Source organism: Acinetobacter sp. ANC_7655 (genome assembly GCF_056784015.1).
Genome location: NZ_JBWYJB010000009.1, coordinates 92,520 through 118,181, shown reverse-complemented (window position 1 = coordinate 118,181; position 25,662 = coordinate 92,520). Strand labels below are relative to the sequence as shown.

24 protein-coding genes are annotated in these 25,662 nt (G+C 37.7%); 10 read left to right on the top strand and 14 right to left on the bottom strand.

Annotation, left to right across the window (positions count from 1 at the left end):
* Window positions 1–18 precede the first annotated feature (18 nt).
* The 4 genes from AC1M9N_RS10660 to AC1M9N_RS10645 are packed head-to-tail and all read right to left on the bottom strand — an operon-like array spanning window position 19 to window position 3,756.
* Window positions 19–1,047, bottom strand: a complete 1,029-nt coding sequence (locus AC1M9N_RS10660; RefSeq protein ID WP_035266046.1) for an alpha/beta hydrolase — start codon at window positions 1,045–1,047, stop codon at window positions 19–21.
* Window positions 1,047–2,177, bottom strand: coding sequence for a YdcF family protein (locus AC1M9N_RS10655; protein ID WP_481589292.1), 1,131 nt, complete (start codon window positions 2,175–2,177; stop codon window positions 1,047–1,049). Before AC1M9N_RS10655 ends, AC1M9N_RS10660 begins: the two co-directional genes overlap by 1 nt.
* A gap of 10 nt (window positions 2,178–2,187) precedes the next feature.
* Window positions 2,188–3,222: a UDP-N-acetylmuramate dehydrogenase gene (murB, locus tag AC1M9N_RS10650; RefSeq protein ID WP_481609143.1), complete on the bottom strand. Its 1,035-nt coding sequence runs from the start codon at window positions 3,220–3,222 to the stop codon at window positions 2,188–2,190.
* A gap of 12 nt (window positions 3,223–3,234) precedes the next feature.
* Entirely contained in the window at window positions 3,235–3,756 is a 522-nt protein-coding gene (locus tag AC1M9N_RS10645; protein WP_179999475.1) for a low molecular weight protein-tyrosine-phosphatase, read from the bottom strand.
* 113 nt (window positions 3,757–3,869) lie between these two features.
* Here AC1M9N_RS10645 and AC1M9N_RS10640 point away from each other — a divergent pair, with 113 nt between their 5' ends.
* Both AC1M9N_RS10640 and AC1M9N_RS10635 read left to right on the top strand, forming a co-directional pair.
* Window positions 3,870–5,030 carry an iron-containing alcohol dehydrogenase gene (locus tag AC1M9N_RS10640; protein WP_481596365.1) on the top strand — a complete coding sequence of 387 codons (1,161 nt, stop codon included), beginning with the start codon at window positions 3,870–3,872 and terminating at the stop codon, window positions 5,028–5,030.
* Between the two features lie 37 nt (window positions 5,031–5,067).
* Complete coding sequence (locus AC1M9N_RS10635; RefSeq protein WP_481596366.1) at window positions 5,068–5,517, top strand: acyl-CoA thioesterase; 450 nt, start codon at window positions 5,068–5,070, stop codon at window positions 5,515–5,517.
* Here the strand turns inward: AC1M9N_RS10635 and dnaX are convergent.
* The 7 genes from dnaX to AC1M9N_RS10600 form a co-directional block, all read right to left on the bottom strand.
* On the bottom strand, window positions 5,507–7,633 hold the full coding sequence (gene dnaX, locus AC1M9N_RS10630; RefSeq protein ID WP_481954726.1) for a DNA polymerase III subunit gamma/tau: 2,127 nt from the start codon (window positions 7,631–7,633) through the stop codon (window positions 5,507–5,509). The two genes, AC1M9N_RS10635 and dnaX, sit on opposite strands and share 11 nt — an antisense overlap.
* A gap of 118 nt (window positions 7,634–7,751) precedes the next feature.
* Entirely contained in the window at window positions 7,752–8,210 is a 459-nt protein-coding gene (locus AC1M9N_RS10625) for a copper resistance protein NlpE N-terminal domain-containing protein (protein ID WP_481596368.1), read from the bottom strand.
* Between the two features lie 60 nt (window positions 8,211–8,270).
* Window positions 8,271–8,888, bottom strand: coding sequence for a metalloprotease secretion chaperone CpaB (gene cpaB / locus AC1M9N_RS10620; protein ID WP_481596369.1), 618 nt, complete (start codon window positions 8,886–8,888; stop codon window positions 8,271–8,273).
* A 3-nt stretch (window positions 8,889–8,891) separates the two neighbouring features.
* Window positions 8,892–10,622 (bottom strand): metalloendopeptidase CpaA, encoded by a 1,731-nt coding sequence (gene cpaA / locus AC1M9N_RS10615; RefSeq protein WP_481596370.1) that lies wholly within the window; start codon window positions 10,620–10,622, stop codon window positions 8,892–8,894.
* A gap of 108 nt (window positions 10,623–10,730) precedes the next feature.
* Window positions 10,731–11,990 (bottom strand): serine hydrolase domain-containing protein, encoded by a 1,260-nt coding sequence (locus AC1M9N_RS10610; RefSeq protein ID WP_481608082.1) that lies wholly within the window; start codon window positions 11,988–11,990, stop codon window positions 10,731–10,733.
* Between the two features lie 68 nt (window positions 11,991–12,058).
* Window positions 12,059–12,913 (bottom strand): MaoC family dehydratase, encoded by an 855-nt coding sequence (locus AC1M9N_RS10605; protein WP_481597806.1) that lies wholly within the window; start codon window positions 12,911–12,913, stop codon window positions 12,059–12,061.
* Window positions 12,914–13,053: 140 nt separating this feature from the next.
* The gene (locus tag AC1M9N_RS10600) at window positions 13,054–14,445 is read right to left on the bottom strand and encodes a 3-oxoacyl-ACP reductase (RefSeq protein WP_035266061.1); all 1,392 of its coding nucleotides are present in this window, start codon (window positions 14,443–14,445) and stop codon (window positions 13,054–13,056) included.
* A gap of 240 nt (window positions 14,446–14,685) precedes the next feature.
* Between AC1M9N_RS10600 and AC1M9N_RS10595 the strand changes: the two genes are divergently transcribed.
* Together AC1M9N_RS10595 and AC1M9N_RS10590 are read left to right on the top strand one after the other, a co-directional pair.
* Complete coding sequence (locus AC1M9N_RS10595; RefSeq protein WP_481596372.1) at window positions 14,686–16,215, top strand: acetyl-CoA C-acetyltransferase; 1,530 nt, start codon at window positions 14,686–14,688, stop codon at window positions 16,213–16,215.
* Between the two features lie 177 nt (window positions 16,216–16,392).
* Window positions 16,393–17,391, top strand: a complete 999-nt coding sequence (locus AC1M9N_RS10590) for an OmpW/AlkL family protein (protein WP_481596373.1) — start codon at window positions 16,393–16,395, stop codon at window positions 17,389–17,391.
* Between the two features lie 43 nt (window positions 17,392–17,434).
* On the opposite strand, the gene aceI is transcribed toward AC1M9N_RS10590, so the two are convergent.
* Window positions 17,435–17,866, bottom strand: coding sequence for a chlorhexidine efflux PACE transporter AceI (aceI, locus tag AC1M9N_RS10585; protein WP_092767850.1), 432 nt, complete (start codon window positions 17,864–17,866; stop codon window positions 17,435–17,437).
* Between the two features lie 97 nt (window positions 17,867–17,963).
* Here aceI and aceR point away from each other — a divergent pair, with 97 nt between their 5' ends.
* The 4 genes from aceR to AC1M9N_RS10565 all read left to right on the top strand — a co-directional run bounded on the left by aceR (window position 17,964) and on the right by AC1M9N_RS10565 (window position 21,879).
* On the top strand, window positions 17,964–18,848 hold the full coding sequence (aceR, locus tag AC1M9N_RS10580; protein WP_481954725.1) for an HTH-type transcriptional regulator AceR: 885 nt from the start codon (window positions 17,964–17,966) through the stop codon (window positions 18,846–18,848).
* A gap of 94 nt (window positions 18,849–18,942) precedes the next feature.
* The gene (gene tal / locus AC1M9N_RS10575) at window positions 18,943–19,929 is read left to right on the top strand and encodes a transaldolase (RefSeq protein WP_481587645.1); all 987 of its coding nucleotides are present in this window, start codon (window positions 18,943–18,945) and stop codon (window positions 19,927–19,929) included.
* A 67-nt stretch (window positions 19,930–19,996) separates the two neighbouring features.
* On the top strand, window positions 19,997–20,647 hold the full coding sequence (gene leuE / locus AC1M9N_RS10570; RefSeq protein WP_481587646.1) for a leucine efflux protein LeuE: 651 nt from the start codon (window positions 19,997–19,999) through the stop codon (window positions 20,645–20,647).
* Between the two features lie 53 nt (window positions 20,648–20,700).
* A complete protein-coding gene (locus AC1M9N_RS10565) occupies window positions 20,701–21,879 on the top strand; it encodes a benzoate/H(+) symporter BenE family transporter (RefSeq protein WP_481587691.1) in 1,179 nt (392 codons plus the stop codon).
* A gap of 19 nt (window positions 21,880–21,898) precedes the next feature.
* On the opposite strand, the gene map is transcribed toward AC1M9N_RS10565, so the two are convergent.
* Window positions 21,899–22,693, bottom strand: a complete 795-nt coding sequence (map, locus tag AC1M9N_RS10560; protein WP_481592105.1) for a type I methionyl aminopeptidase — start codon at window positions 22,691–22,693, stop codon at window positions 21,899–21,901.
* Between the two features lie 344 nt (window positions 22,694–23,037).
* Here map and brnQ point away from each other — a divergent pair, with 344 nt between their 5' ends.
* Both brnQ and AC1M9N_RS10550 read left to right on the top strand, forming a co-directional pair.
* The gene (gene brnQ, locus AC1M9N_RS10555) at window positions 23,038–24,330 is read left to right on the top strand and encodes a branched-chain amino acid transport system II carrier protein (RefSeq protein WP_481954724.1); all 1,293 of its coding nucleotides are present in this window, start codon (window positions 23,038–23,040) and stop codon (window positions 24,328–24,330) included.
* 420 nt (window positions 24,331–24,750) lie between these two features.
* The gene (locus tag AC1M9N_RS10550; protein WP_035266079.1) at window positions 24,751–25,002 is read left to right on the top strand and encodes a hypothetical protein; all 252 of its coding nucleotides are present in this window, start codon (window positions 24,751–24,753) and stop codon (window positions 25,000–25,002) included.
* A gap of 91 nt (window positions 25,003–25,093) precedes the next feature.
* Here the strand turns inward: AC1M9N_RS10550 and AC1M9N_RS10545 are convergent, their stop codons facing one another.
* Window positions 25,094–25,549 (bottom strand): hypothetical protein, encoded by a 456-nt coding sequence (locus AC1M9N_RS10545; RefSeq protein ID WP_416224324.1) that lies wholly within the window; start codon window positions 25,547–25,549, stop codon window positions 25,094–25,096.
* Window positions 25,550–25,662 lie beyond the last annotated feature (113 nt).

The following is a 25,662-nucleotide window of genomic DNA, read 5'->3' as shown; positions in this document are numbered from 1 at the left end:
GAAATCAGCACCTTTATTTTAAAAGTATCCTTTGTGACTTTGAGCATGCAAGAACGCTGGGATTAAACCCGTTAATGCTGCCCGTATATCCGCACGCTCATTGATCAACTGATGAGATCCCTCCTCTAACATGAGCAAGGTCTGAAGGCGAAACTTTCTGCGTATAAATTCGATATTATAACGCCAGTCTACAGTTTGATCTTGGGCACCTTGAGCGAGCCAAACTGGAATTCGGCATGCAGGTCGATTTTCCATTTCCAACATCCACTTTGACATTGCTAATATCCAATCCATCCCCATCATGCGCGGTTGTAGTGGATCTTTTAGACGTACAAATCTTAAAAATTCAGGATTGTGATTATTGCGTTTAAAATGTCTTGGAACTTCACGTTTGATACGGCGAATGATGCCCAAGCCTACTGGATTATGCCACCATGCTGTTTTTGCAGGTCTGACTAATGGCGACAAGAGTAATACACGTTCTACAATTGGATTTTTACGTTGTTCAGCAAACTCCAACAAATGATGCATCCAAATTGCACCACCAGTACTCTGTCCAATACCTAGCCATGGTTTAGGCAATTGATCAGCTTGTTTTACATATTGGTGAACCGCATGGAGTACTTGCTGATAATGATCAAAGTTCTGAATGCTGGCAGCATTGCCATCACTTAACCCATGTCCTGGCAAATCATAGGTCAAAACACTAAACCCTTGATCCAGCAATTCACCAATAATTGGTTGGTAAATCCCACTGTGTTCCAAATAGCCATGCAATAAGAATACAGTACCTTTCACCTGCTCTATGCGAGGTTGATACACCTGCACATGAAGTTTGAACAAAGGCATTTTGATATAACCCTGCCAATAATTCGCTTCAAGACGATCAAGTGCGTAAAGATGACGATAAGCTTGAATCTCTTTCGAAGGTGAATAAGGTCGATTTAAGTTTAAAGGTTCCAACCTTAATGGTGTTTGTTCTCGATTCGGAATGGGTAAATCGAGTTGTTTCAACACATTTGGATTCAGAAATGGAATATCAGACATTATGGCACCTCCCGACAACCGCTAGAGCCAAACATTACATCTCTGATCGTGGCAAGTAATTCATAATTTGCACGACGACTGTGATCGTAATTTAATTGGCTAGGACGCCATGTTGTCAGCATTGTAGGCATGGGTGCTTCAACAGGAATTGTCTTGATACCGTTCAAAGCAAAAAGACGTCGTGTACGAGTCATATGATAACGATCGGTAATCAGAATCACTGTCGGCGCTCCTCCTTTTTTTTGTAATAATAATGAACTAAAGCGTGTATTCTCACAGGTATTCATGCTGCGTTGCTCTAATAGATTCGCTTCTACCCCACGCGATGCTAACCACGCTTGCATGTACGGTGCTTCAACACCACTCAACACAATAGGTAAATCCGTTTGCTTCTCAATCTCAAGTGTTTTTTCTAGTCTAGAGCGTGTGTAATCATTAACTACAATATCAATTTTATTATCCCCTAGCGTCAACCCACCACCCAACACAACTATCGCATAAGGTTTATCTTTCTGATTTGATAAAGTTTTATTTTCATTTTGAATCAACGCGATATCTTTATAGATTTGCGGATCTAATGTTTGAACCTCATCTTCTTCTAAGGGATGATTTCTAAGGAAAAATTCATATTTTTCCATTAAAGCCAAGCGCTGATTTTTTTCTTCATTGATGGATGAATTTGTTGAATCAGTTTGGCTTATGGCAACATCACTGGCTAAATCAGGCTGATCAATTGCGAAGACAACATCCTCTTTAGTTTCATTCTTTGTATTTATATCTGTAAGCAATTCATCTTTAATTTTTTGTTTTAATAACACATAGCGAGTTTGAATTTCAGCAAGCTGTTCAGCCCCTTGATCATTCAATTGTTCTTCAATAAGTTTGAGATAAGCTTGTCTTGCAATCCACAGCCTTGAACCAGGCTCCAAATCCTCCTTATCAGTTAACGCTGCCATTTGCTGGCTCTTGGCCGCAATTTCGTCAACTTTGATAGGGACAAATGCGTGAAGTGATTTCACAACAAGTGCTGAATAAAATGGTGTATACCAGAAAACCATGAGACAGCCCAAAAGTGCGAATATGATCGCCATCATACGCACCGTTGCCACCATCCAATGTTTTCTAGACATACTGTCCTTTCTAAACCAAATGAGATTGAATAGAACCTTTTTGATCGAACAAAACAGGCTCAGGTTCTAATAAAATACCAAACTTATTTAACACATCTTGCTGCACAGAGCGATAGGTTGCTTGCACATCTGTGAGAGATGCATCAGCGTAATTGACTAAAACTAAAGCCTGTCGATCAAACATTCCCACTTTTCCTAATTTTTTTCCTTTCCAGCCTGATTGGTCAATCAACCAACCAGCTGCAACTTTTACAGAACCATCTGCTTGAGGATAGTGTGGAATCGTGGGATGAAGCTGTAAAACTTCCTCAAATTTCGTTTTAATTAAAATCGGATTTTTAAAAAAGCTCCCTGCATTTGGATATTCTGCAGGATCTGGGAGTTTACTTTGACGAATTTTGATCACTTGTTGCTGTAAATTATATGGCGTAATGTCATCGCCCATCGCAGCTTTTAAATCTCCATAATTCATTTTGAGTCGTGGCTGTTTAAGTAATTTAAAGATGACCGCAGTAATAACAAACCGCTCAGGCTGATCTTTAAAAATGCTGTGTCGATATGAAAAATGACAATCACTCGCTTGGATTTGAACGATTTCATTTTTTGTACGATCAAAAGCCTCTACAAATTCAATAAATTCACCGACTTCAACGCCATAGGCACCAATGTTCTGAACAGGTGCAGCACCCACCCACCCTGGAATCAATGCGAGATTTTGCAATCCATAGAAACCTTGCTCTGTTGTCCAAAGCACGAACTCATGCCAGTGACGTCCAGCACCTACTCGAATTGTTACATTGGTATCATCTTCAGCAAGCAGGACAAGATCATCTAAATGTAATTGAACAACTAAAGCATCTAGATGCTCAGGGAGCAGCATATTACTCCCCCCTGAAAGTATCATCATGTTTAATTGAGCTTGCTCAGCAAATTCAATTGCTTCACGCAAATCTTGAAGAGATCGAACAATACAATAATGAGATGCAACAGCATTTAAATTCAACGTATTGAAAGACTGGAGTTGTATATTAGTTTGAATATTAATCATATTTTTATCTTACTCAACGTTTGACTGCTGCAACATTGGTTTTAAGTAACTAATCCATGCTTTACTGTTCGACTCACATTGATCTAAGACCAACTCAAAGCCATCATCTCCACCATAGTAAGGATCTGGTACTGGTTGATTTAAATATGAAGGATCTTTGGCACTCATGAGCTCTATTTTTGCTCGTAGTTCATGGTTTTGAAATATTTGCGCTGCTTCAACTTGCAGTTTCTGAATATTGACTAGATTTTCATGATCCATCGCCAAGATTAAATCAAATTCCTTAAAGTCTTCAATACGAATCTGTCTCGCACGTAATGAAGATAAATCATATCCTCGTTTCAATGCGTGCTTTTGACTTCGATGATCAGGCGCTTTGTTTGGGTGATAATTACTGGTTCCAGCTGAATCAACTTGAATATTTAATTTTTCTAAATCCGCAAAGTGTTTCATTACCACTTCAGCTGTTGGGGAACGACAAATATTTCCTAAACATACACATAAAATTTTGTATGGCATTTTCGTCGTCATCTTCGCCTCAAAAATACATATACTTTCGCAGTGCATATGTTAAGTTATTTAAGGAGTGAATCCTATAGAACTGTAAAACAATAATCTTATTTAAAGCGCAAAAAGGATGTGTGATGAGCCAATTTCAATTTCAAACTGTCGGGAATATTATTTCTGGTTTAGGGAGTATTCAACAGCTTGGCTCAATTTTAAAACAACATCGATTTAATAAAGTTTTTCTCGTCACAGATCAAGGGATGATTGATCACCACCTCCACCAACCTATTCTTCACATTTTCAACGCTACTGGGACTGAGTTCAGTATTTTTTCCGATGTCGTTGCAGATCCTCCTGAAGATGTCATCTTAAATGCAGTAGATGAAGCAAAACGTTTACACATTGATGCAGTCATTGGTTTTGGCGGTGGTAGCTCCTTAGACGTGGCAAAAATTATTGCCGTACTTGCGCACCCCAATCAAACCCAAACGATTTCTGAGTTATATGGCGTCAATCAAGCTCAATTGCCACGATTACCACTCATCTTAGTCCCTACAACTGCAGGTACGGGTTCTGAAGTTACACCAATCTCTATTGTCACTACAGGCAAAACAACAAAAACAGGAATTGTTTCACCCGTTCTGTATGCGGATACTGCCATTTTAGATGCAACTTTTACTCAAGGTCTTCCGGCTCACATCACTGCAGCAACAGGAATTGATGCAATGGTGCATGCAATTGAAGCCTACACCTCAAAACTAAAGAAAAATTTCTATTCTGATTTACTCGCTAAACAAGCATTGGATTTATTGAATCAAAATTTAAAACTTGTTCTAGAGCAACCCCAAAACCTAGAAGCGCGCCAAAAAATGCTCTTAGGTTCTATGTTGGCTGGACAAGCATTTGCAAATGCTCCTGTTGGAGCGGTTCATGCGCTTGCCTATCCTTTGGGCGGGCATTATCACTTATCGCATGGTCATACCAATGCAATCGTGCTTGTTGAAACACTGAAATTCAATGCACCTCAAGCGAAGAAATACTATGCTGAACTGATGCAATGGATTGACCCATATAGCAAAGGCAATACTGATGGCTTATGTGATTTATTTATAGATCATATGGAAAGGCTTGTTAGCCAGAGTGGGTTGAGCTTAAAACTCAATGAGCTAGGTGTACAAGAATCAGATTTAGAGATGTTAGCTAATGATGCGATGCAACAAACGCGCCTCTTACAAAACAATCCTAGAGCTCTAAGCTATGCTGATGCTTTAAGCATCTACCAAGCAATTTATCATTAAATGACTCGAAATCTTTAATCAACTTTCTGAATAAAATATGACAACTATTTTAAAAAAAACTAGAGCAGACTATAAATTCTTTTTTCCCATCCAAACCCGTTGGGCTGATAATGACGTGTATGGGCATGTCAATAACGTCACTTATTACAGCTACTTTGACACCGCCGCAAATGCGCTACTTATTCAACACGCACTATTTGACTTTAAAACTTCGCCTATCATTGGACTCGTTGTTGAATCAAAATGTACATATTTTTCTGAACTATCCTACCCCGAAGTGATTGATGTTGCTGTCGCTATCGAAAAGATTGGACGATCTTCAGTGACGTATAGCATTTCAATATTTAAGAAAAATCAATCAGAGCCTGCTGCTCAAGGTTATTTTGTGCATGTATTTGTCAACCGTGACTCTCGTAAAAATATTGAATTACCAAACTCAATACGCGAAGCCTTAACTACGTTTATGACAACTAAACTTAAGACTTAAGCTGAATATTATGTAGCTCACCGCCGAAAGTTTTTAATAAGTCTTCCACGACGGGTTCTTGATGAATCAATTCTTCAGCACGTCGATATGCCTTTTGCTTACGCTTTTCCTGCAGATCGAAAGGCGTTTCACCGTTTGGTTCGTTGTATTTTACGATTAATTGAGATTTTGAAAATGATTGCTTGAGTGCTGCTTCTAAACTCGGAATGAGTGAGTGCAATAAAGCTTCGTATTTTGCAGGGATATAGAATTCACATGTCCCATCAATTTGACCTTGCATAAGACCTTGTTGTGCTAATTCTTGTACCGCAGGTGTTAATGGACTATTTCTGAACCAATATTCCCACTTTTGAGTATCCCATTCACCTACCAATTCGACAGGCTCAAGTTTAAGAATATCTTGAGGCATTAAACCTTTTAAGCCAACATCTGTGACAACAATTTTATTCTCATCGGGTAGATCTAGACTTGGGAAATGAGAGCCATTCGATGTTCCTTCTTCTTGAACTGACAATTCAGCACTTTCAGCAGAAAGTTCATTTGGTTTAGGCTCTAAAAAGAAAATATTGTCTTGATCAACAATTGAAGATTCAACAGGTTCTGAATTAAAGCTTGCTCCAAATGAAGTCAGCTCAATCTCCCCACTGCCTACCACAGAGTTGGTTAAATTCTCTTGTTTCACCTCAACAGATACAGACTGACCGACATCATCCGCATGATTTAATTCTGTTGAATGTAAGCTTTCAGATTCAGATTTTTCAGGATGAACTGACTCCGTAGGAAAAGCCTCATCATCAGATGCCATCATCTGCTGAAACAAGATTAGATCCGTATTTTCCTCATCATTTACATCACGACTATGCTGAATCGAACTCGTATTATTCTCAGGCGAACTGATTTTCGATCCTGCTTCTTGATGATCTGCCGGTATAGATTCTGAATTCTCTGTCGAAATCTGATTGAAATTTTCAGCTTCTTTTAAGACATTTGATTGTTCTGGAGGTGCTTGAGTGGCCAGCTGCTCATTATTCGCCATCGGGCGGAATGCCAACAACCTGAGCACACACATTTCAAAGCCTTGTTCTTGAGTCACTGCAATTTGTAATTCAGCACGACCTTTACATGCAATTTGATAATACAATTGTAGATCTTGAGCCGAAATCAGGCGCGAAAGCTGCATAATTTTCTGATTGATCTCTGCACTATATTTTAAACTCAAGTCTGGTAAATATTGGAGTAAAGCCAACTCGTGTAAAGTTGAAATGAGTTGATCCAACACTAGAGAAACATCTAGTGCTTGTTGACGGAACTGGAGTAATAAAGCACTGACTTTAGCACGTTGATTTTGATGTATCGCCAAAATAAGGTTGAAAATAATCGTGCGATCAATCAAACCCAGCATTTCTTTCACATCTTGGTGGTGAATCGCACCTTGCCCATATGCAATTGCTTGATCTGTTAGCGACAGTGCATCACGTAAAGAACCTTGTGCTGACTCAGCGATCTGCCAAATCGCATCAGCTTCCGCATTAATTGATTCTTTAGTTAAAATTTGTGTGAGATGTGAAGTGATTTCATCAACCGCCAATGGGCGTAAAGTAAATTGCAAACAACGTGAAATAACCGTAATTGGAAGTTTTTGAGGATCTGTCGTCGCAAATAAAAATTTGACATGTTCAGGCGGTTCTTCAAGTGTCTTGAGTAAAGCATTGAATGAATGTGTGGACAGCATGTGTACTTCATCAATGAGATACACTTTAAAACGACCTTGCGTTGGTGCATAAGGTACGTTATCCAATAATTCTCGTGTATCCTCAACTTTGGTTCGGGATGCTGCGTCAATTTCAATTAAGTCTATAAATCGACCTTCATTGACTGCGGTACACGTTGGACATACTTCACACGGTGTAGATGTTACACCTGTTTCACAGTTCAGACATTTAGCAAGAATCCTTGCAATCGTCGTTTTACCAACGCCACGCGTCCCCGTAAAAAGATAAGCATGATGCAGTCGACCACGCTCTAAAGCACTGGTTAATGCACGCGACACATGGTTTTGACCAACCAATTCTAAAAAATTACGTGGACGATATTTACGCGCAAGAACCTGATACATGAATGCTCCCTAATTACAGGACTAAGCATACTGTTTTTTTTGGCAAGAGTGAATGCGTTACAGATGATTCATACATTCAAAAAACAATTTAAACCCAACTCTTTTTTCTTGGGAAAATTTAACCTGTTAAATTCAAACTATAATCATCGAAATTTTCGTATTCCTCACCAGTCCCATCGATACGAATTTCTAGTATTTTGTTGACCAAATCGACAAGAATGATATTTCTGGTTGGGACACCGCTTAATTGAATCACAGACTTCTCAGTATTAATGAATTTAAACTGACCTTTTATTTCTTCTGCTTGGTTATGACCACTTAGACTTAATCGTGATAATACATACGTTTGGTCTGCGTTAAGTTGTAAATCAACAGCCATACCAGGACAATCCTCACAACGCGAAAAACACCCCATACATGGCGTAGTACCTTGATACAAACCAATATATTGAGGTGTTACTTGATTTTTTATTGAATCATTCTGTTTCAAGAGTTGATTTGATTGCGTGGACTGATCGCAAGAAGCCATATGAATCGACGAGATCAAAACGAATGGGATGACAGTACTACGGCGCATAATCACAAATCAATTTTAACAATTTTGTGAAAATTACCATATCTCAAGTCTGCATATGAATCAATGCGTATGTTGGTGCACGTGAACCCCATCATCATGTAAAACTTGATCAGGGTAAGCGAGTCCAATCCCTTTAATTACTTCAGCAAAATATGACCCTTTATCTGTATAAACTTTAATAATTGCATATTGATCTTCAATACTTTGAGTAATCGTAAAATAGTTTAGATCAGCAGGATAATCCTCAAATTGCCCCTTATATCGCACAATTCCATCCTCAACTTGTTCAATCTCAGTAATTTCAGCCACACGGTTGATACCAAATTGCAAAAGTTTCAAGGGAAATTTACTGCCCTCTTTCATGCTCGCCACTTGATCAGGACTAAACTTAAATAAATAACCCGAGTCAGCCCGATGCTGAAAACTTTCTGGAAGAATCATATGCCGTTCAACATTTTGTTCTAGTACAGGCATAAGCTCAGGCATCAGATGAGAACTCGATGATTCATTCTTATTTTCAAGCCGTTCGTCATGAGCATTAACATTTTGACCCAGTTCATTTTCAACTTGATGCTGCTGTAAGCTTGCAGATGATTTGTCTTTTTCGGGTTTTAGATATAACGTAAATGTAGCAGTCACAAAAACTGCTACACCCAATAAAATATAAATTACTTTCATACGTTATTTGAATAGCGACACTGCTTTAGCATTTTTATTAATCATAGTGACAGCATCACGATCATTCGTACCCCCTAATTGGTATCCATACTTTGGATGGAATAAATCTGGGCTTGAGAAATAAGAGATACTATTACCTCCCATAATCGTACCACCCAATGGATGCTCCAAACCACGTGCTGGTCCAGCGGTATCATCATGATTCACCCCCATATTATGACCGAATTCATGACGTAAAACCGTGATTCCACAGTTAATACTTCCACTACCGATCATATAATTAGAGTTAGGGTTTTCAAGCAAGTAAGCTAAACCACAGCCTTCTTCATCACCTTCATAATATACAGCATCAGCTTTTAAGCGATTACGCTCATTCTGAATAACTTTGTCCACACGACCAATATCAAGGACATTGTTTAATGTTTTAGAACCTGGTGTTTTATATTGCAGATAACCAACGTTGCGCAGATAAAACTTGGCATTTGAATTCTCTGCAGACACATTGGTTAGATCAAAGCCTTCAATCAACCTCATTTTCGCTGCATTTGCACCTAATTTCTCTGCAACAGCAGTACTACTCACCAAAAGCATGTCAATGGTTGCACTATCAGCTTGCCATCCTTGAGATGTATAGAGAAAACGTTGCGTTTCACCAGTTTGAATCGTTTGTCGTAAATTATTGGATGCCTGAATTGTGCTGCTCCACGCCGCTCCAGAACTTATGATTATCTTGTCATTGATTTGAGCGCGATCAGGTAAATTAATTACTGATTGCCAATTTCCATTTGCCAACTTAACACGTGTCACTGGTTGTTTAGGATCAGGAACTTTTTGATTATTTAAATCTTTCGCTTGTATCACACGTTCTGGTGCAGAAACTAAAATCCACTTCGCTAATTCTTTTACAAACATAAATTCATATCGTTCACCTCTATTTAGTTTTAAAGTTGCTGAGGTATTGATATTCTGATTTGAAATAGTAGCTTCCCATGTTGCAGTCGACTTCACGATCACACGATCACGGTCATATGCTGAACTTGGTAATGTGAATTGTGACACCCAGTTTCCATCACCAAAAATAATTTCAGTTAAAGGGCTATCGGTTTTATTTAACTGAGTACCCACTGAACTAACATTTAGTTGTCTCGGCTTGATATATTCAGGCACCCATTTTTTTAGATTTTGATTAAATACAAACCAATAGCGATCTCCTTTTTTTAAATTAAAATTACTCGAAAAAAGAAGATTTGTTGTATCAATTGATGAATCCCTGCCTGCATCAGATTCAATCAACATTACCGTATTGTTAGCAACATCGCTCGGCAATACTATTTTCTTTGCCCAAGCGCCATCTTTTAGATGAACTCGCTGTATTGTTTGTTGATTAGATATAATATTTTGTACACTTGAATTATCTAAAATGACACTGGGTGTACTGTTGATTCGCCATTTTTTTAAAGATTCACTATAAATAAAGTCGAATGTGTTTCCTTTATTGATTTGAATTGATTCAAGGGGAATATCAATATTAGAAGTATCTAGATATGTAGCATATCCCGCCGATGAGGAAATTCTAATCTTGTCATTATTTTTTGGATTGTTTGGCAGATAGATTTGTTTCGTCCAATTTCCATCACGCAATTTAAATTCTAATTCAGCATAACCGCTCGGAATCTGCCCGCTTTGCTGATTTTGGTTTGGTGTAAGTACTGTACTTGCCACAACACCACTCATCAAACAACCCATTAGTAAAAAGGTAATTTTTTTATTCATCATGTCACTATTTGTTTATTTTAGTTAAAGTTAGTATACATTATAAATACAAATTCTCCTTTGTAAATGTTAAAACCATCCCTTTTTACCATTATTAATGTGATCCACACATCTTAATGCCTCTTGCGATAAACTCCACAAACGATAATCCCCTGTAATTGACCCAACAGGATAATTATGGGTATAGGCAAAGCTTAATTTTCTTTCAGGATCACACCAAGCCCCTGATCCGTTGTAGCCCATATGACCAAATCCATTTTTTGCACTTTTACCCAGCGTGATAACTCTGTGATAACCCAAACGCCAATGCATAGGTATTGGCATCACCTTGTCTCGATCATAGCTTTGAATTTGCGAAAGTTGTTTGAATACAAGTGGCTTGATAAATTGTCTTGATTCGAACTGACCATAGTGCGCCATCATGGCATAGATTTTCGCTAAACTTCTGGCTGTAAAGACACCATTAGCAGCAGGAATGGGTTGAGTCAGAACACGATCATCAAAAAAGCTAAACCCCTTCATTCCCTTTGGAATCATTGCATCTATAAAATCATCAGGATTTTGACCAGAATATTGAATGATACGATCCGAAAATGAAACTTTCTGTTTTTTCTTCTTTTGTTGTGCAACTTGAGTAGTTGATGACTTTTTTTCAATATTTGTTTTTTCTAGAGGTTTGGCTATTCTTGAAAGTTGATCCTGAGGGACACCAAAATAGGCACCATCTAATTGAAGTGGTTCTACTAAATATTGATTCATCAGCTCAGAAAGATTTTGCTGAGTCGCTTTTTCAATCAGCCCTCCTAATAACCAGCCATACGTAAGTGCTTGATATGCATAATTTGAATTGGGTTTAAAACGTGGTGTCGCGCTAGCCATCACATTGAGCATGTGATCCCAGTCTGCCATTTCAGATGCTTGAGCAATGACATTTCTAACATCATATAAACCACTACGGTGACTCAATACGTCAGCCAAAGTAATCTCAGATTTTCCATGTTCAGCAAATTCTGGCCAATAATCAGCTATGGGTTGACGATAATCTAATTTCCCTTCACTCACTAGAATATGCGACAAAGTCGCTAAGATCCCTTTTCCGGTGGAATAGCACATCGCCATCGTGTCTTCTGACCACTCTTCACTCGAAGACTTTTTTCCAACATAAATATCAACCACTTTTTCTTGACCATAATATACAGCCAATGATGCACCACCTTGTTCAGTACGAGAGTCTTGTAAACGACTAAATAAATGTGCCAAATCTGCAAACTGATGGTGAACGATACCCTTATAATTATGTGTGTCAGCGTAAATTAAATCTTTTAGAATTTTCATCTTCTATCCTTGATTTATAGTTATAAAAAAGCCTAACAAACATGTTAGGCCTAGAGCATCTATTAAAGTGGTTTCACAACACCAGAAACATGAGGTTTTTGTGATTTTGCATTACGAACTAACAAATATGTCGCTTGATCTCGCTCACCCGTTAAAAATTCAACCTCAGATGGTAAAAACATAGGCAACTTAAAATAAACATCAGCATCATAAGCATCCGGTAAACTAATACTTGCTAATGCTTTAGCTTTACTCCACATGCCATGCGCAATCGCTTGTTTAAAACCAAATGCTTTTGCTGTAACTGCATGAATATGAATGAGGTTAAAATCACCTGAAACGAGCGCATAGCGACGACCCGTGTTTTCAGCGACTTTCCAATTACCCTGTGATTTAAATTCAGGCAACTGATCTTCTTTCGCCTTTGAAGAGGATGAAGTATTTGTTTTTTCACGAGAAAGATAGGTTGTTAAACCCTCCATCACCACATCATTACCTACTTTCGCAGTGGTAATGAAGTCAAATTGCAAACCTTTGTCATGTGGTTTTAACTCACCAAATTTGCATGATAGCGTGATGGTTTCATTCACTCCAATTTTGCGATACTGCTTAACTTGATTACGAATATGAACTAAACCCAGCAAAGCAAATGGGAAAGGTTCTTGTGTCATCATTTGCATCTGCAAACTTTGAGAAATGACTGCCAAGTAAGTCGATGGTACATATCCATTATTCTTATAACCACAAATTTCGTTATAAGATTTTAAATGGTCATGATCAACACGATATTCATCAACGATGTAATCCACTTGTGGCAGTGTCTTTTCGCCTTTCGGTTTTTTAAAAATTAAACCTTTAATGACTTTAGGATAAGCTAAATAAGCTTTTGGCAATTGACTAAAGTGACGTGTTTTCATGTTAAAAATTCCCATTTATCTTTATAAAAAATTTAAAGTTTGCAGCTCAACAAAACGATCATAACAAATCATACGAGCAATAAAGAGAGCAATGCCTGAACATTACTCTCTTTCATTTAACAATCTATGACCACTAAAGCTTAAGCACCTAATAAACTTTGACCACACACACGTACAATGTTTCCATTCAGCCCCGTTGAAGCAGATGAAGCAAATAATGCGATTGTTTCAGCCACATCAACTGGTTGACCACCTTGACTCATCGAATTCATACGGCGACCCGCTTCACGAATTGCGAATGGAATCGCTGCTGTCATTTGAGTTTCAATAAATCCAGGAGCAACAGCATTAATCGTTACACCATTTTTCAAAATTGGTGCTGTAAATTTCACTAAACCAATCACACCAGCTTTAGAAGCTGCGTAGTTCGTTTGACCGAGGTTACCCGCAATACCTGAAATCGAAGATACGCAAACGATGCGACCATTTTCATTGATGCCTTCATTAGACAACAAATAGTCATTCACACGCTCAATCGCAGATAAGTTAATGTTAATCACAAGATCCCAAAGCTCTGGCTTCATATTAGCAAGCGTTTTATCACGTGTAATACCGGCATTATGGACAATCACATCTAGCCCGCCTTGAGCAGCCGCTGCAGCTTTGATTTTTTCTCCAGCATCTGGTGCAGTGATATCAATCGCTAAAGTCGATCCACCAATTTCACTCGCAACACGATCAAGATCTGCTTGTTGTTGTGGTACATCTAAGCAAATGACATGAGCACCATCACGCGACAAAACATGCGCAATCGCTTCACCAATACCACGACTTGCACCTGTGACCACTGCAGTTTTGCCCGCAAGTGGTTTAGTCCAATCAACATCAACAACATTTGCTTTTGAAACACGAATGACTTGACCTGATACATACGCTGAGCGCGGAGAAAGTACAAAACGAAGTGTAGATTCAAGATTTAAAGCAGCATCTTGATCTACATAAACCAATTGTGCAGCAATACCTTTCTTAAATTCTTTACCTACAGATTTCACGAATCCTTCTAATGCACGTTGAGCAATCGCTTGTTTCACTGTAGGTGCTGATTCTGGTGTCAAGCCAACGACGACTACACGACCTGAAGTTTGAATTTGGCGAGCAATTGGATTAAAGAATTTATACAATTCAATTAACTGTTCAGAGTCCTGAATACCCGAAGCATCAAACACAACTGCTTTGAATTTCGACTCTTTATCGCCTTCATTAAACGCACCTAAGTTCAACCCTACTTTAGCTGCAGCTTGTTGTAACTCAGCATTGTTTCCCGCATAGCTGTTGGCATGAATATTACTCAGAACTTGCGCAATTTCACCATTAAAAAGACTTTTAGACGCAGAACCGAATAAAACAGCGCCTTGAACAACAGGCGTTGCTGATTCAAAGCGATCTAAGTGAATTGGAGATGGTAAACCTAAATTTTTGATGACAAATTTACCAATTGGAGATTTTGCAAAAGCTTGATATTGGTCAGTCATGAATATGATCTCTCGATAGAATAATTTTTTGAAGGATCTATGGTGTAGATGAAGTTCAGTTCAAACTCTGATACTTAGTAAATTAATCGATCCCTGCGTTTCAGTTAAATAATACTTGAGTTACTCTATGTATGTCTTGACCTGAAAGCATTGCTAAATGTCATTTTAGTCAATACGACCTCTTAGCGATTATGCTAATGTAGCACTCAAGAATATCCCAAATATGCTTGGAAAAGCCTTATGAGCAAAACAACTCAAGAAAATCCAACAACTGAGAATTCTGCGAAAGCGACTGTGTCAAATACATCAAAAGCTCGTTCAAATACGAGTAGTGGTAATGCAAACAGTGCCAACAACGCAAATACTCCAAAAGCGACTCGCCCTCGTACGTCGACGACTCGCAAAAAAACAGCAGCAACAAATAAAACTAAAGCTGAAAATCAAACTTCAGCAACTACGACTCAATCTTCCGCTGAACAGGAAAAAACTATGACTCAAAATACTGTACGCCGTGTTGCAATTATCGGTGGTAATCGTATTCCTTTCGCACGTTCTAATGGTGCTTATTTCACAGCTACAAATACGGATATGCTTACAGCAGCATTGAATGGTCTAGTTGAGCGTTTTAATCTTCAAGGTCAACGTCTGGGTGAAGTTGTTGCTGGTGCTGTACTGAAGCACAGCCGTGATTTCAATATGACGCGTGAATGTGTGTTAAGCACAGAGCTTGCACCTGAAACTCCAGCTTACGATATCCAACAAGCTTGTGGTACTGGGCTTCAAGCCGCTTTCCTCGTAGCGAACAAAATTGCACTTGGTCAAATTGAGGTGGGTATTGCAGGTGGTGTGGATACCACTTCAGATGCTCCTATCGCATTTGGTGATGGATTACGTAAAGCCCTCTTAGAACTCAACGTTGCAAAAACAGGTAAAGATCGTCTTAAAGCGTTAACTAAAATTAACGTAAAAGATTTGCTAGATGCTCCTAAAAATGGTGAACCTCGTACTGGCTTATCTATGGGCGATCACCAAGCGATCACAACACTTGAGTGGGGCATTTCTCGTGAAGCTCAAGATGAACTTGCTGCATCGTCTCATCAGAAAATGGCTGCAGCTTATGAAGCAGGATTCTTTGACGATTTAATGACGCCATTCCTTGGCCTTGAGCGCGACAACAACTTACGTCCTGATTCAACTGTAGAAAAGCTTGCAAAACTTAAGCCAGCGTTTGGTAAAGGTGATGCTCGTACAATGACTGCTGGTAACTCTACTCCACTTACCGATGGTGCTTCTTGTGTATTATTAGCATCAGAAGAATGGGCTAAAGCAAATGGTCACGAAATTTTAGCGTATTTAAGTTTCTCTGAAACTGCTGCTGTAGATTTCATTGGTAAAAAAGAAGGTTTGTTAATGGCTCCTGCTTACGCAGTTCCACGTATGCTCGAGCGTGCTAATTTAAAACTTCAAGATTTTGACTACTATGAAATTCATGAAGCATTTGCATCTCAAGTTCTTTCTACATTAAAAGCTTGGGAAGATCCTAAATTCTGTAAAGAACGTCTAGGCTTAGATGCGCCTTTAGGTTCAATTGATCGTGCGAAGTTAAACGTTAAAGGCTCTTCGTTGGCTGCGGGTCACCCATTTGCCGCAACGGGTGGTCGTATTATCGCAACTGCTGCAAAGATTTTAAATGAAAAAGGTTCAGGTCGTGTACTTGTCTCGATCTGTGCTGCAGGTGGTCAAGGTGTAACGGCTATTATTGAAAAATAATTCGATGTTCTTAACAAATAAGCCCCTCGATTGAGGGGCTTTTTTTATTTTCATAAAAAAGATTGACAGAGTATTTATTTTTTTTAGACGAATGACTGACATTAAACTTTAAAAATTAGCATTTTATTACATAATTAAAGAGCTAAAAATGGATTTTAGCCAATTAAAGGAAAAAAAATGAAAAAGATACAAAACATATACTCAGTAATTCTATTATGTTGCATCAGTACCACAATTTTGGCGAACTCAGTTGAGCCTAAATATAAATGGTCTGTTAGTACTGGATGGCTACATATAATGCCTCAGGGGAAATATGGAAATACGTCGATTAATACAGCCGTTGATCCTGATTATGAGTACGACCTATGGAAAAATATGGGCATAACCTCAAAAATGGACGGATTAAGCAATTGGACTGAAAATGCTGGCTTAAAACCTAAGGATGGGGATACTTTGGGTTTAATGATTAATTATTATGTCAATGATAACATTTCACTTCAAATGATTGGAGGTGTTCCACCCAAAATTGATATTAAGGGGAAAGGTCAGATTAATGCAAAACCTATTGCACTTAATCCAATGATTGATGCTGCTATTATTGATATATTAGGGCCTGATCGAAATTTGTTTGTAACTGATCTTGGGAGCAGATCAAAGTTGGCAGAAGCAACAGCTTGGACTCCAGCTGCAACCGCACAGTACCACTTTGGTACTACAGGTATAAATAAATTTAGACCTTATGTCGGTGCAGGTGTCATGTATGCAACATTTACTGGACTAAAAATTGATAAAGGTCTTGAGGAAGAACTAATAACTGCTGGACATCGTATCGGTCATATTACAAATATTGTTAGAGATAGTGATCCATCAAAGGATATCAATGGAAATCTATTAGATGCTCTTGTAGATCCTATAGCAGTAAGAATTAATTCTCCAGTAGATCCAAAGGTTAAAGTGAAAGCCACTGATGCTTTAGGAGCAGTATTCACTTTAGGTGCAAATTACGACATTTCAAATAGAATCTATATTACCGGATCACTAACCTATGTAGATTTATCGAATAAGTCGAAAATTACAGTTTATGACCAAATATCAGGGCGTCCATTAGTTTCATCATCAACAAAAATCAATCTTAATCCTTTAATCAGCTATATTGGAATTGGTTACAAATTTTAAATAAAAAAAGCATCTCAATAGAGATGCTTTTTTATTTTAAGTTTTAATGATTTAAAGCCTCAGGTGCATAACCCAGTTTAGCTTCGATCCCATCATAGAACCATTGAAATATAAACGTATACACCAGAATACTAAGCGTCAAAGCTAAGTCGACGATAAAAGCTTGTATGAGCGTCATATCCATCATATATGCAACAATTGGAATGGTCACTAACATCAAGCCACCTTCAAATCCTAGCGCATGCAATATACGAACTTTTACAGTACGCTTCCACTGATTGCGCGCTTCAATTTTTTCAAAATAATGATTGAAAATCATATTCCAGATCACTGAAAGTACGGCCATAATCACACCTAATGAACCTGCAATCTCCAGGGGAACTTCAAAAATAAAACTCAAAGAAATTGCGATGATCACCAATAGAATGATTTCATAGCTTATTGCGTGAATAATTCTTCTCTTTGAAAAAAACATGCGTTCACTCATCAACATTGTTATTCATGAGCGCATTTTATTTTCATAATATTGAATGATCGAGTTAGAATCTATCAAAATTTTTGAAAGAATAAACATGAATATTAATCAAGAACAATTGGTCGTTTTTAAAACTGTGATGGAAACAGGTTCTTTTTCCGCAGCCGCACGTCAGTTAGGCAAGGTCCCCTCTGCTGTCAGTATGGCGATTTCCAATTTAGAGATTGATCTGAATCTTCAACTGTTTGAAAGAGTAGGACGTGAACCACAGCCAACACTTCAAGCCAAAGTTTTGTATGAACGTACTAATCATTTATTGATTGAAATGAATCAATGGAAACAACATGCATTTGGTTTGAGTAGCGGCATCGAAACCGAATTAAATATTGTGGTGGTATCTGAGTTACTGCATAGTAGATGGACTGATTATATTGTTTTATTAGAACAACAATTTCCTCAACTACAAATCAATATATTCAGCGCACCACAAGAAGATGCTCAACAAATGATTTTAACGGGTAAAGCACATTTAGCATTGATGTTTGAGCGTGAACATATTGAGGCGAATGAACAATTCGTGGAATTAATGAAAGAAAGTTTAATTCCAGTTGCATCTGTTCATCATCCGCTGTGCCAAAATCAAAAAGTGAGCTATGAAGAAATTTTTCAAAGTCGTCAGATTGTAGTCGCTAGTCGCGATCGGAACATTAAGCCTGAATTACTCTTCTCCAAAGATGCATGGCGTACAGACAATCACCATTCTGCATGTAGACTAATTTCACAAGGACTTGGATGGGGAGTTTTACCCACTGAAATGCTTTTCGAACAACCAACATTAAAGAAAAAACTTAAAGTTCTACGATTTTCAGATTTCACTCCAAAATTTGATTATTTTATCGATCTGGTTTGGAGTAAAGAGCAACCATTGGGCAAAGCTGCTCAATTTTTAATTCATCACATCAGAAATAAAAGAAAAATGTAGGAAAATAACTTGATTTAAAACTTTTGTAGCATGTTTCAAAATAATCATGTGTTATAAAGATGGTATAAGTAATGAAACAAAGAATTAGATCGCAATGACTGAAACAGCTTTATCTCAATTAAAAAACTTCACTACAATTGTTGCAGACACAGGTGACTTAAACGCTATAAAAAAATTTAAGCCATTGGATGCTACCACTAACCCTTCACTCATCACGGCAGCAGCTTCATTCCCTGAAAACAAAGAACTGATTGAAGCTGCATTTGATCAAGCAAAGTCAGAGGGTTATCAGTCAGATGAGTTAATCGATAGAACAATTGATATCCTGACTGTCAAATTAGGTGTGGAAATTCTAAAAGTAGTTGAAGGTCGAGTATCAACAGAAGTTGATGCAGCACTTTCATACGATACAGCCGCGACAATTGCTAAAGCTAAAGAATTACTCGCTCTCTATGCGACTTATGGTGTTGATCAAAACCGAATTTTAATTAAAATCGCCTCAACATGGGAAGGTATTCAAGCTGCTAAGGTTCTTGAAGCAGAAGGCATTCATTGCAACTTAACTTTGTTGTTTGGCTTACATCAAGCAAAAGCATGTGCGGATGCTCAGGTCACATTAATTTCACCATTTGTAGGTCGTATTCTCGATTGGTATAAAAAAGCTGAAAATGTGGATCACTATCCAATTGAACAAGATCCTGGTGTGCAATCCGTTAAACAAATTTACGAGTTCTACAAACAAAATCAGGTGAAAACTGAAGTTATGGGCGCCAGCTTTCGTAGCATAGAACAGGTTCTCGGACTTGCTGGATGCGACCTCTTAACTGTATCACCGAATTTACTTGACGAATTGGCTCAAGATCATCGCCAAGTTGAAGTTCAGTTAAATGCAAATGCACACAGCTCAAATATCGAATCACTTAGTCCAATCACTGAAATAGATTTTAAAGCGCAAATTCAGAAAGATCTTATGGCATCGCAATTATTGCAAGGCGGTATAGATGGCTTTATTAAGGCAAGAGATCAACTCAGCTCTCTGTTAAAACAATCATTTGGCATAGATGCTGATATAAAAGCTTAATTGCACCTATCCATCATTCTTTCAATCGAGCTCTTAGGAGCTCGATTATTTTTTAAGAGATAAATGAGTGTTTGGTATAACTGATCTTCCAACCTATTTAATAGGTACATTACTTATTATTTTATTACCTGGACCTAACTCGCTCTATGTCATGTCTATTGCGACTCGCTTTGGCATAAAAGTGGGCTATCAAGGTGCTTTCGGTATTTTGTGTGGAGATAGCATCCTTATTTTGCTAACTGTCTTAGGTGCCGCAACATTATTGCATCAATTTCCCTGGATTTTTTTCGCCCTAAAAATTATTGGTGCTTTATATCTTAGTTATTTAGGTATCCGTTTAATATATGCAGCCTATTTAACTTGGAAACGTCCAAGTAAAGATCAAGCTAATGTTTCTATTGTACAAAAACAAGAAAAATTTCATCCTTTTCGTACCGCATTACTCATTAGTCTGATTAACCCAAAGGCAATACTGTTCTTTTTATCGTTTTTTGTTCAATTTGTAGATCCAGCTTATCCTTATCCAGCCCAAAGCTTTTTAATGCTTGCTGTAATTTTACAATTAATGAGTATAGCCTACTTAAGTATGTTGATCTTCACAGGTATCAAAATTTCAAATTACTTCAACACGCATTATAAATTAGCAGCTGCTTCTGTTGCCGCTATTGGTATTTTATTTGGATTGTTTGGGATCAAACTTGCGACATCAACAATGTAATCTTAACTTCACAGAATCATTAGGGAAATAATATAAAAATGCTCATAGACGTGATAACAAGAATAAAAAAAGATTTAAGTCTACCTGCTGTTTTCGCTGGCTTTATTACATTTTTAATTGGCATTAGCGTTTCATCTGTACTGGTTATTCAAGCTGGACAAGTATTAGGTGCAAATCAAGCACAGATTAGCTCATGGTTTTGGGCACTGGGTTTGAGTATAGGATTATCAGGACTGATCTTAAGCTGGAAGTTTAAATATCCAGTTGCAACATCATGGTCAACAGCAGGACTAGCACTGATTATCGCTACAGGCTCAGGATACAATTTGAATGAGGCGATAGGGGCATTTTTAATATGCGGAATTATGACTGCTGTATTGGGCTTTTTTGGAATATTTCAAAGAATTCTTGAATTTTTACCGCAATCTCTTACAAGCGCCATGTTAGCTGGAGTGTTATTAAAATTTGGCATTTCATTATTTACGGTCATGCAAGACCAATTGATCTATGTTCTAATCTTGATCAGTACATATTTTATAAGTAAAAAAGCATTACCCCGTCACTCCATTGTCATTACATTGTTAGCTTGCATTATCGCCACACCTTTTTTCTTTGAATATACAGCAACCAAAATTCACTACGGAATGACGTATCCAGTATGGATTCAGCCTGAATTTCACTGGTCAAGTATTCTGGGTTTAGCTATTCCCCTCTTGATCATCAATATGGCTTCACAATATTTACCTGGTTTAGCAATGATCAGATCCTATGGTTACAAACCTCATGTCAACCAATTAGTAAGTTGGACAGGAATTGCTCAAGCAATATTCGCTCCGTTCGGGGCATTTTCAACCAATATCGCAGCAATTAGTGCAGCTGTGAGCCTTGATGAACAAGTTCATCAAGACCCTGCTAAACGCTATATTGCAGGTATGGCTTGTGGAGTGTTCTATATTTTTATGGGCATTTTTGCAGCGACACTAACGGGATTATTACTGTCATTCCCTAGAGAAATGATCACCACTTTGGCGGCGATCGCACTTTTTGCAACGATTGGACATAACATCAGTATCGCATTTAAAGAAGATTTAGATCGTGATGCTGCTTTAATCACTTTTTTAATGTCTGCATCTGGAGTTCAGTTTTTGGGCATTGGATCTGCTTTTTGGGGATTGGTTATTGGATTTATTATTTATCATTTGATGCGTATACAAATTAAAAAGCCTATTTAAAAAAATAGGCTTTTGGGAATTAAATTACAGGATATTCACCCGTACCTTCAGGCCAAGGTGTCAATAATTCATATCCTTCATCAGTCACAGCAACCATATGTTCCCATTGTGCAGACCAAGATTTATCTGCTGTAACTACTGTCCATCCGTCTTTTAATTCTTTAACTTTGGCTTTGCCTGCATTCACCATAGGCTCAATGGTAAACACCATTCCTTTTCTTAATACTAATCCCTGACCAGGCTGTCCGTAATGCAATACATTCGGTTGCTCATGGTAGGTTTTTCCAATACCGTGACCACAATATTCACGTACAATCGTAAAACCTTCGCGTTGCGCAACTTGTTGAATAGCATGACCCACGTCACCTAGTGTCGCGCCAGGTTTAACCGTTTTAATACCTGCAAGCATCGCTTCATAAGTCGTATCGACTAATTTTTTTGCTTCAGGTTTAATTGTACCTACATAGTACATTCGACTGGTATCACCAAAATAACCATCCTTGATGATTGCAACATCAATATTAATGATGTCTCCATCCTCTAAGATAATATTGGAAGCAGGGATACCATGACATACAACTTCATTTTTCGAAATACAGGTTGTTTTTGTATATCCGTAATAACCCACATTTGCTGGCGTCACCTTGAGTGTATTGACGATGTAATCATTACAGATATCATCAAGATACTCAGTACTCACACCTGGCTTCACATAATCACCAATCATTGCAAGCACTTGTGCCGCAAGCCGACCCGATATTCTTAGTTTTTCAATATCTTGTTCAGTTTTAATGGTGACAGCTGTTGCCTTCATGATGAACCCCTTTTTAATTCAGGATTCATTATAGGACTTTCATTTGTCGATCACAAACGCTATAGACTATCTGTAACTTAATCATTTTCGACTATTATTTAACCATTCAGTACATTATTTTATTTTGCGAATCAAGATCTATGCTCTGCTTAATTTCAATTCAATAAATAAATTTATTTTATTAGTTTTATAAATACATAGACTTAATTTAACTCATAATTTCCCATCCAATAAAATTATTCGCTTCTTGCTTTTTTACTATTCCATTCGATGGATGACCGCCCTCCCTATTTACTGACATTTGCTCTAAAATCGCTTTCTTTTTTCTTGAACCGATCTCCCTTATGACCAATTTGCGTACACGGGACATTATTGCCTTAGGTTTTATGACCTTTGCACTATTTATCGGTGCAGGCAATATTATCTTCCCACCTATTGTTGCTCAACAAGCGGGTGAACATGTTTGGTTAGCTGCTTTTGGCTTCTTAATTACTGCTGTTGGCCTTCCTGTTATCACGATCATTGCGCTATCGCGTGTTGAAGGCTCTATTCAACTTTTAAGCTCTCCACTGGGTAAGATTGCAAGTTTAATCTTAACCGTAGCATGCTATCTTGCTGTTGGACCACTTTTCGCGACACCTCGGACAGCTACAGTTTCTTTTGAAATTGGTTTTTCGAGTTATTTTGGAACGTCTTCATCGACCTTGTTGATCTACAGTGCAATTTATTTTGCATTTGTAACTTTAATCTCACTTTATCCGAATAAAATTTTGGATACTGTCGGCTATGTTTTATCTCCACTCAAAATTCTCTCTTTGATCATTTTAGGTGGTAGTGCCTTTTTAGTTTCTGCAGATTATATCCCTGCACCCATTGGAAATTATATCAATAGTCCTGTTTCAGAAGGATTTGTTAATGGTTATTTAACCATGGACACTTTAGGAGCTTTAGTATTTGGTATTGTCATTATTAATGCGATACGTTCACGTGGTGTAAATGATCAAAAGTTAATTACCAAATATGCAGTGATCGCAAGTTTAATTTCAGGTATTGGCCTTACACTGGTTTACATTAGCCTATTTAAACTTGGACTGAGTAGTCACGAGGCTGCACCTAACGCTGCAAATGGTGCCATTATTCTCCATGGCTATGTTCAGCATGCCTTTGGTGACTTTGGCTCATATTTTCTAGGGGCGATGATTTTTATCGCATGCATGGTTACGGCAATTGGTTTGACTTGTGCATGTGCAGAATATTTCTCACAAATCACGAAGATTACTTACAAAAAATGGGTTTTCATTCTTGTTGGTTTCTCATTTGTCATTTCCAACTTAGGTTTAACCAAGTTAATCGCCTTCTCTGTACCTGTATTAAGTGCAATCTACCCACCAGCGATTGTGGTGATCATGATGGGATTTATGTGGAAGTTCTTTAATTCCGCTCCACGCGTCATTGCGCCTGTTACGGCGGTTGCTTTCATATTCGGTATTATTGATGGACTTAAGGTTGCAGAATTAGATCATTTCTTGCCAGCATTTATGAACAATCTACCATTGGCTAAACAAAATTTAGCATGGTTGATTCCTTCTTTAGTTGTATTTGTCATTGTCTACATACTGGATAGACTGAAGAAGTAAATTCAGGTGATTTATCAATAAATATTGTTTTACCCAAGCCGTATTTGTTCTGTAATCAATAATTGTCTCGTTTATCCAACAGACTATTATTGCTTACCCACCTTAACTTTGACCTCATCAGTCTGATTTGGAATGACTTTTGCTACTATTTATTTGTTTTGCAAGATGCTAAAAAGTAAATAGATTAAAGAATTACAAGAAACTCTATTCATCTCATCACGATTTATCGAAATAATTCTAGCACTTAGCTCACGTAGTATCTTAATTTCAAATATTTCGACTTTTGTCATATTAATGTCATAATTTATTTACATAATAGAGTGTTAAAAACTTGCTTTATTCTTCAATCCCCTGTACAAGTATGTAAACAAAGTCGACTAAATCATTCAGATTTGTCATGAATTATCAGGAGGGATGGAGATGTTATCATTACATTTCAACAAGCAAGTCTTCATTAATACTCTTAAAGCAAACAACAATGCTGTCGTTTTTTTAAGCACAATGTTTGCTCTCATGCTGACACTTGTTGTGCAAGGTACAATTCAAGGCACGTTGAAGCTTGAATATTTTGCTTATGCACTTGCTGCGACGCTAGCATTTTACGTGTGGGCCTTTATTGACACGAAATATCGTACTCAAAAGCTTTCTGATCAAGAGGCACATTTAGACTAAGAGATGGATGCCAAAGCATCCATCTTAAAGTCAATGTCATCATTTAAAGCACTCTATCAAAATAACAAGTTTTTCAATTCTGCTCTACTTATTAGAATAACCCAACATATAAACCATAAAGCAAACCTAAGGTCGCCCCAACCTCACCTACGACCAATAGTACCATCGCACCTCTCATGAGCAATTTTGGTAATTCAATACGCCCTAATTGATGTGGTTCTTTGAACTGATTTGTCGTATCTTTCAATAAGCCATGCAAAATATAACTTAAAATTGAAAATGCAAAAAAGAAAATATTAATCAAAATAAAGAGCAAATTTGTCGATTCATTCAACGCTGAAAAATATGCCATAACCGCTAGAATTAACGTTGCAGGTGCATATAGCAAACTACTCCTATGCGCAATATCAACATAATAATGTGCTCGAGCTTGTTTAGATAAGCTGATTTGCACATACTTCCATACACCAGTAAGCATACCGGTCAATAAAAAAATACCACTAAAAAAAATAGCAAGTCTTACCGATAATTCCATTTGATCGATCATGATCTGACATTCCTTCGCTATAAAACAGATTGCAATATGTTTAGCATCTTATCTCATATTTCATACTACGACTTCGCTAACTCCATACCTTATATAGAAATTTAAGCAAAAAA

What these genes read in the sequence shown, in the direction of transcription:
- AC1M9N_RS10660 (WP_035266046.1), bottom strand. Translation starts at nt 1,047, where the DNA reads ATGTCTGATATTCCATTTCTGAATCCAAATGTGTTGAAACAACTCGAT.
- AC1M9N_RS10655 (WP_481589292.1), bottom strand. Translation starts at nt 2,177, where the DNA reads ATGTCTAGAAAACATTGGATGGTGGCAACGGTGCGTATGATGGCGATC.
- AC1M9N_RS10645 (WP_179999475.1), bottom strand. Translation starts at nt 3,756, where the DNA reads ATGACGACGAAAATGCCATACAAAATTTTATGTGTATGTTTAGGAAAT.
- AC1M9N_RS10640 (WP_481596365.1), top strand. Translation starts at nt 3,870, where the DNA reads ATGAGCCAATTTCAATTTCAAACTGTCGGGAATATTATTTCTGGTTTA.
- AC1M9N_RS10635 (WP_481596366.1), top strand. Translation starts at nt 5,068, where the DNA reads ATGACAACTATTTTAAAAAAAACTAGAGCAGACTATAAATTCTTTTTT.
- dnaX (WP_481954726.1), bottom strand. Translation starts at nt 7,633, where the DNA reads ATGTATCAGGTTCTTGCGCGTAAATATCGTCCACGTAATTTTTTAGAA.
- AC1M9N_RS10625 (WP_481596368.1), bottom strand. Translation starts at nt 8,210, where the DNA reads ATGCGCCGTAGTACTGTCATCCCATTCGTTTTGATCTCGTCGATTCAT.
- cpaB (WP_481596369.1), bottom strand. Translation starts at nt 8,888, where the DNA reads ATGAAAGTAATTTATATTTTATTGGGTGTAGCAGTTTTTGTGACTGCT.
- cpaA (WP_481596370.1), bottom strand. Translation starts at nt 10,622, where the DNA reads ATGAGTGGTGTTGTGGCAAGTACAGTACTTACACCAAACCAAAATCAG.
- AC1M9N_RS10605 (WP_481597806.1), bottom strand. Translation starts at nt 12,913, where the DNA reads ATGAAAACACGTCACTTTAGTCAATTGCCAAAAGCTTATTTAGCTTAT.
- AC1M9N_RS10600 (WP_035266061.1), bottom strand. Translation starts at nt 14,445, where the DNA reads ATGACTGACCAATATCAAGCTTTTGCAAAATCTCCAATTGGTAAATTT.
- AC1M9N_RS10595 (WP_481596372.1), top strand. Translation starts at nt 14,686, where the DNA reads ATGAGCAAAACAACTCAAGAAAATCCAACAACTGAGAATTCTGCGAAA.
- AC1M9N_RS10590 (WP_481596373.1), top strand. Translation starts at nt 16,393, where the DNA reads ATGAAAAAGATACAAAACATATACTCAGTAATTCTATTATGTTGCATC.
- aceI (WP_092767850.1), bottom strand. Translation starts at nt 17,866, where the DNA reads ATGTTTTTTTCAAAGAGAAGAATTATTCACGCAATAAGCTATGAAATC.
- aceR (WP_481954725.1), top strand. Translation starts at nt 17,964, where the DNA reads ATGAATATTAATCAAGAACAATTGGTCGTTTTTAAAACTGTGATGGAA.
- tal (WP_481587645.1), top strand. Translation starts at nt 18,943, where the DNA reads ATGACTGAAACAGCTTTATCTCAATTAAAAAACTTCACTACAATTGTT.
- map (WP_481592105.1), bottom strand. Translation starts at nt 22,693, where the DNA reads ATGAAGGCAACAGCTGTCACCATTAAAACTGAACAAGATATTGAAAAA.
- brnQ (WP_481954724.1), top strand. Translation starts at nt 23,038, where the DNA reads ATGACCAATTTGCGTACACGGGACATTATTGCCTTAGGTTTTATGACC.
- AC1M9N_RS10550 (WP_035266079.1), top strand. Translation starts at nt 24,751, where the DNA reads ATGTTATCATTACATTTCAACAAGCAAGTCTTCATTAATACTCTTAAA.
- AC1M9N_RS10545 (WP_416224324.1), bottom strand. Translation starts at nt 25,549, where the DNA reads ATGATCGATCAAATGGAATTATCGGTAAGACTTGCTATTTTTTTTAGT.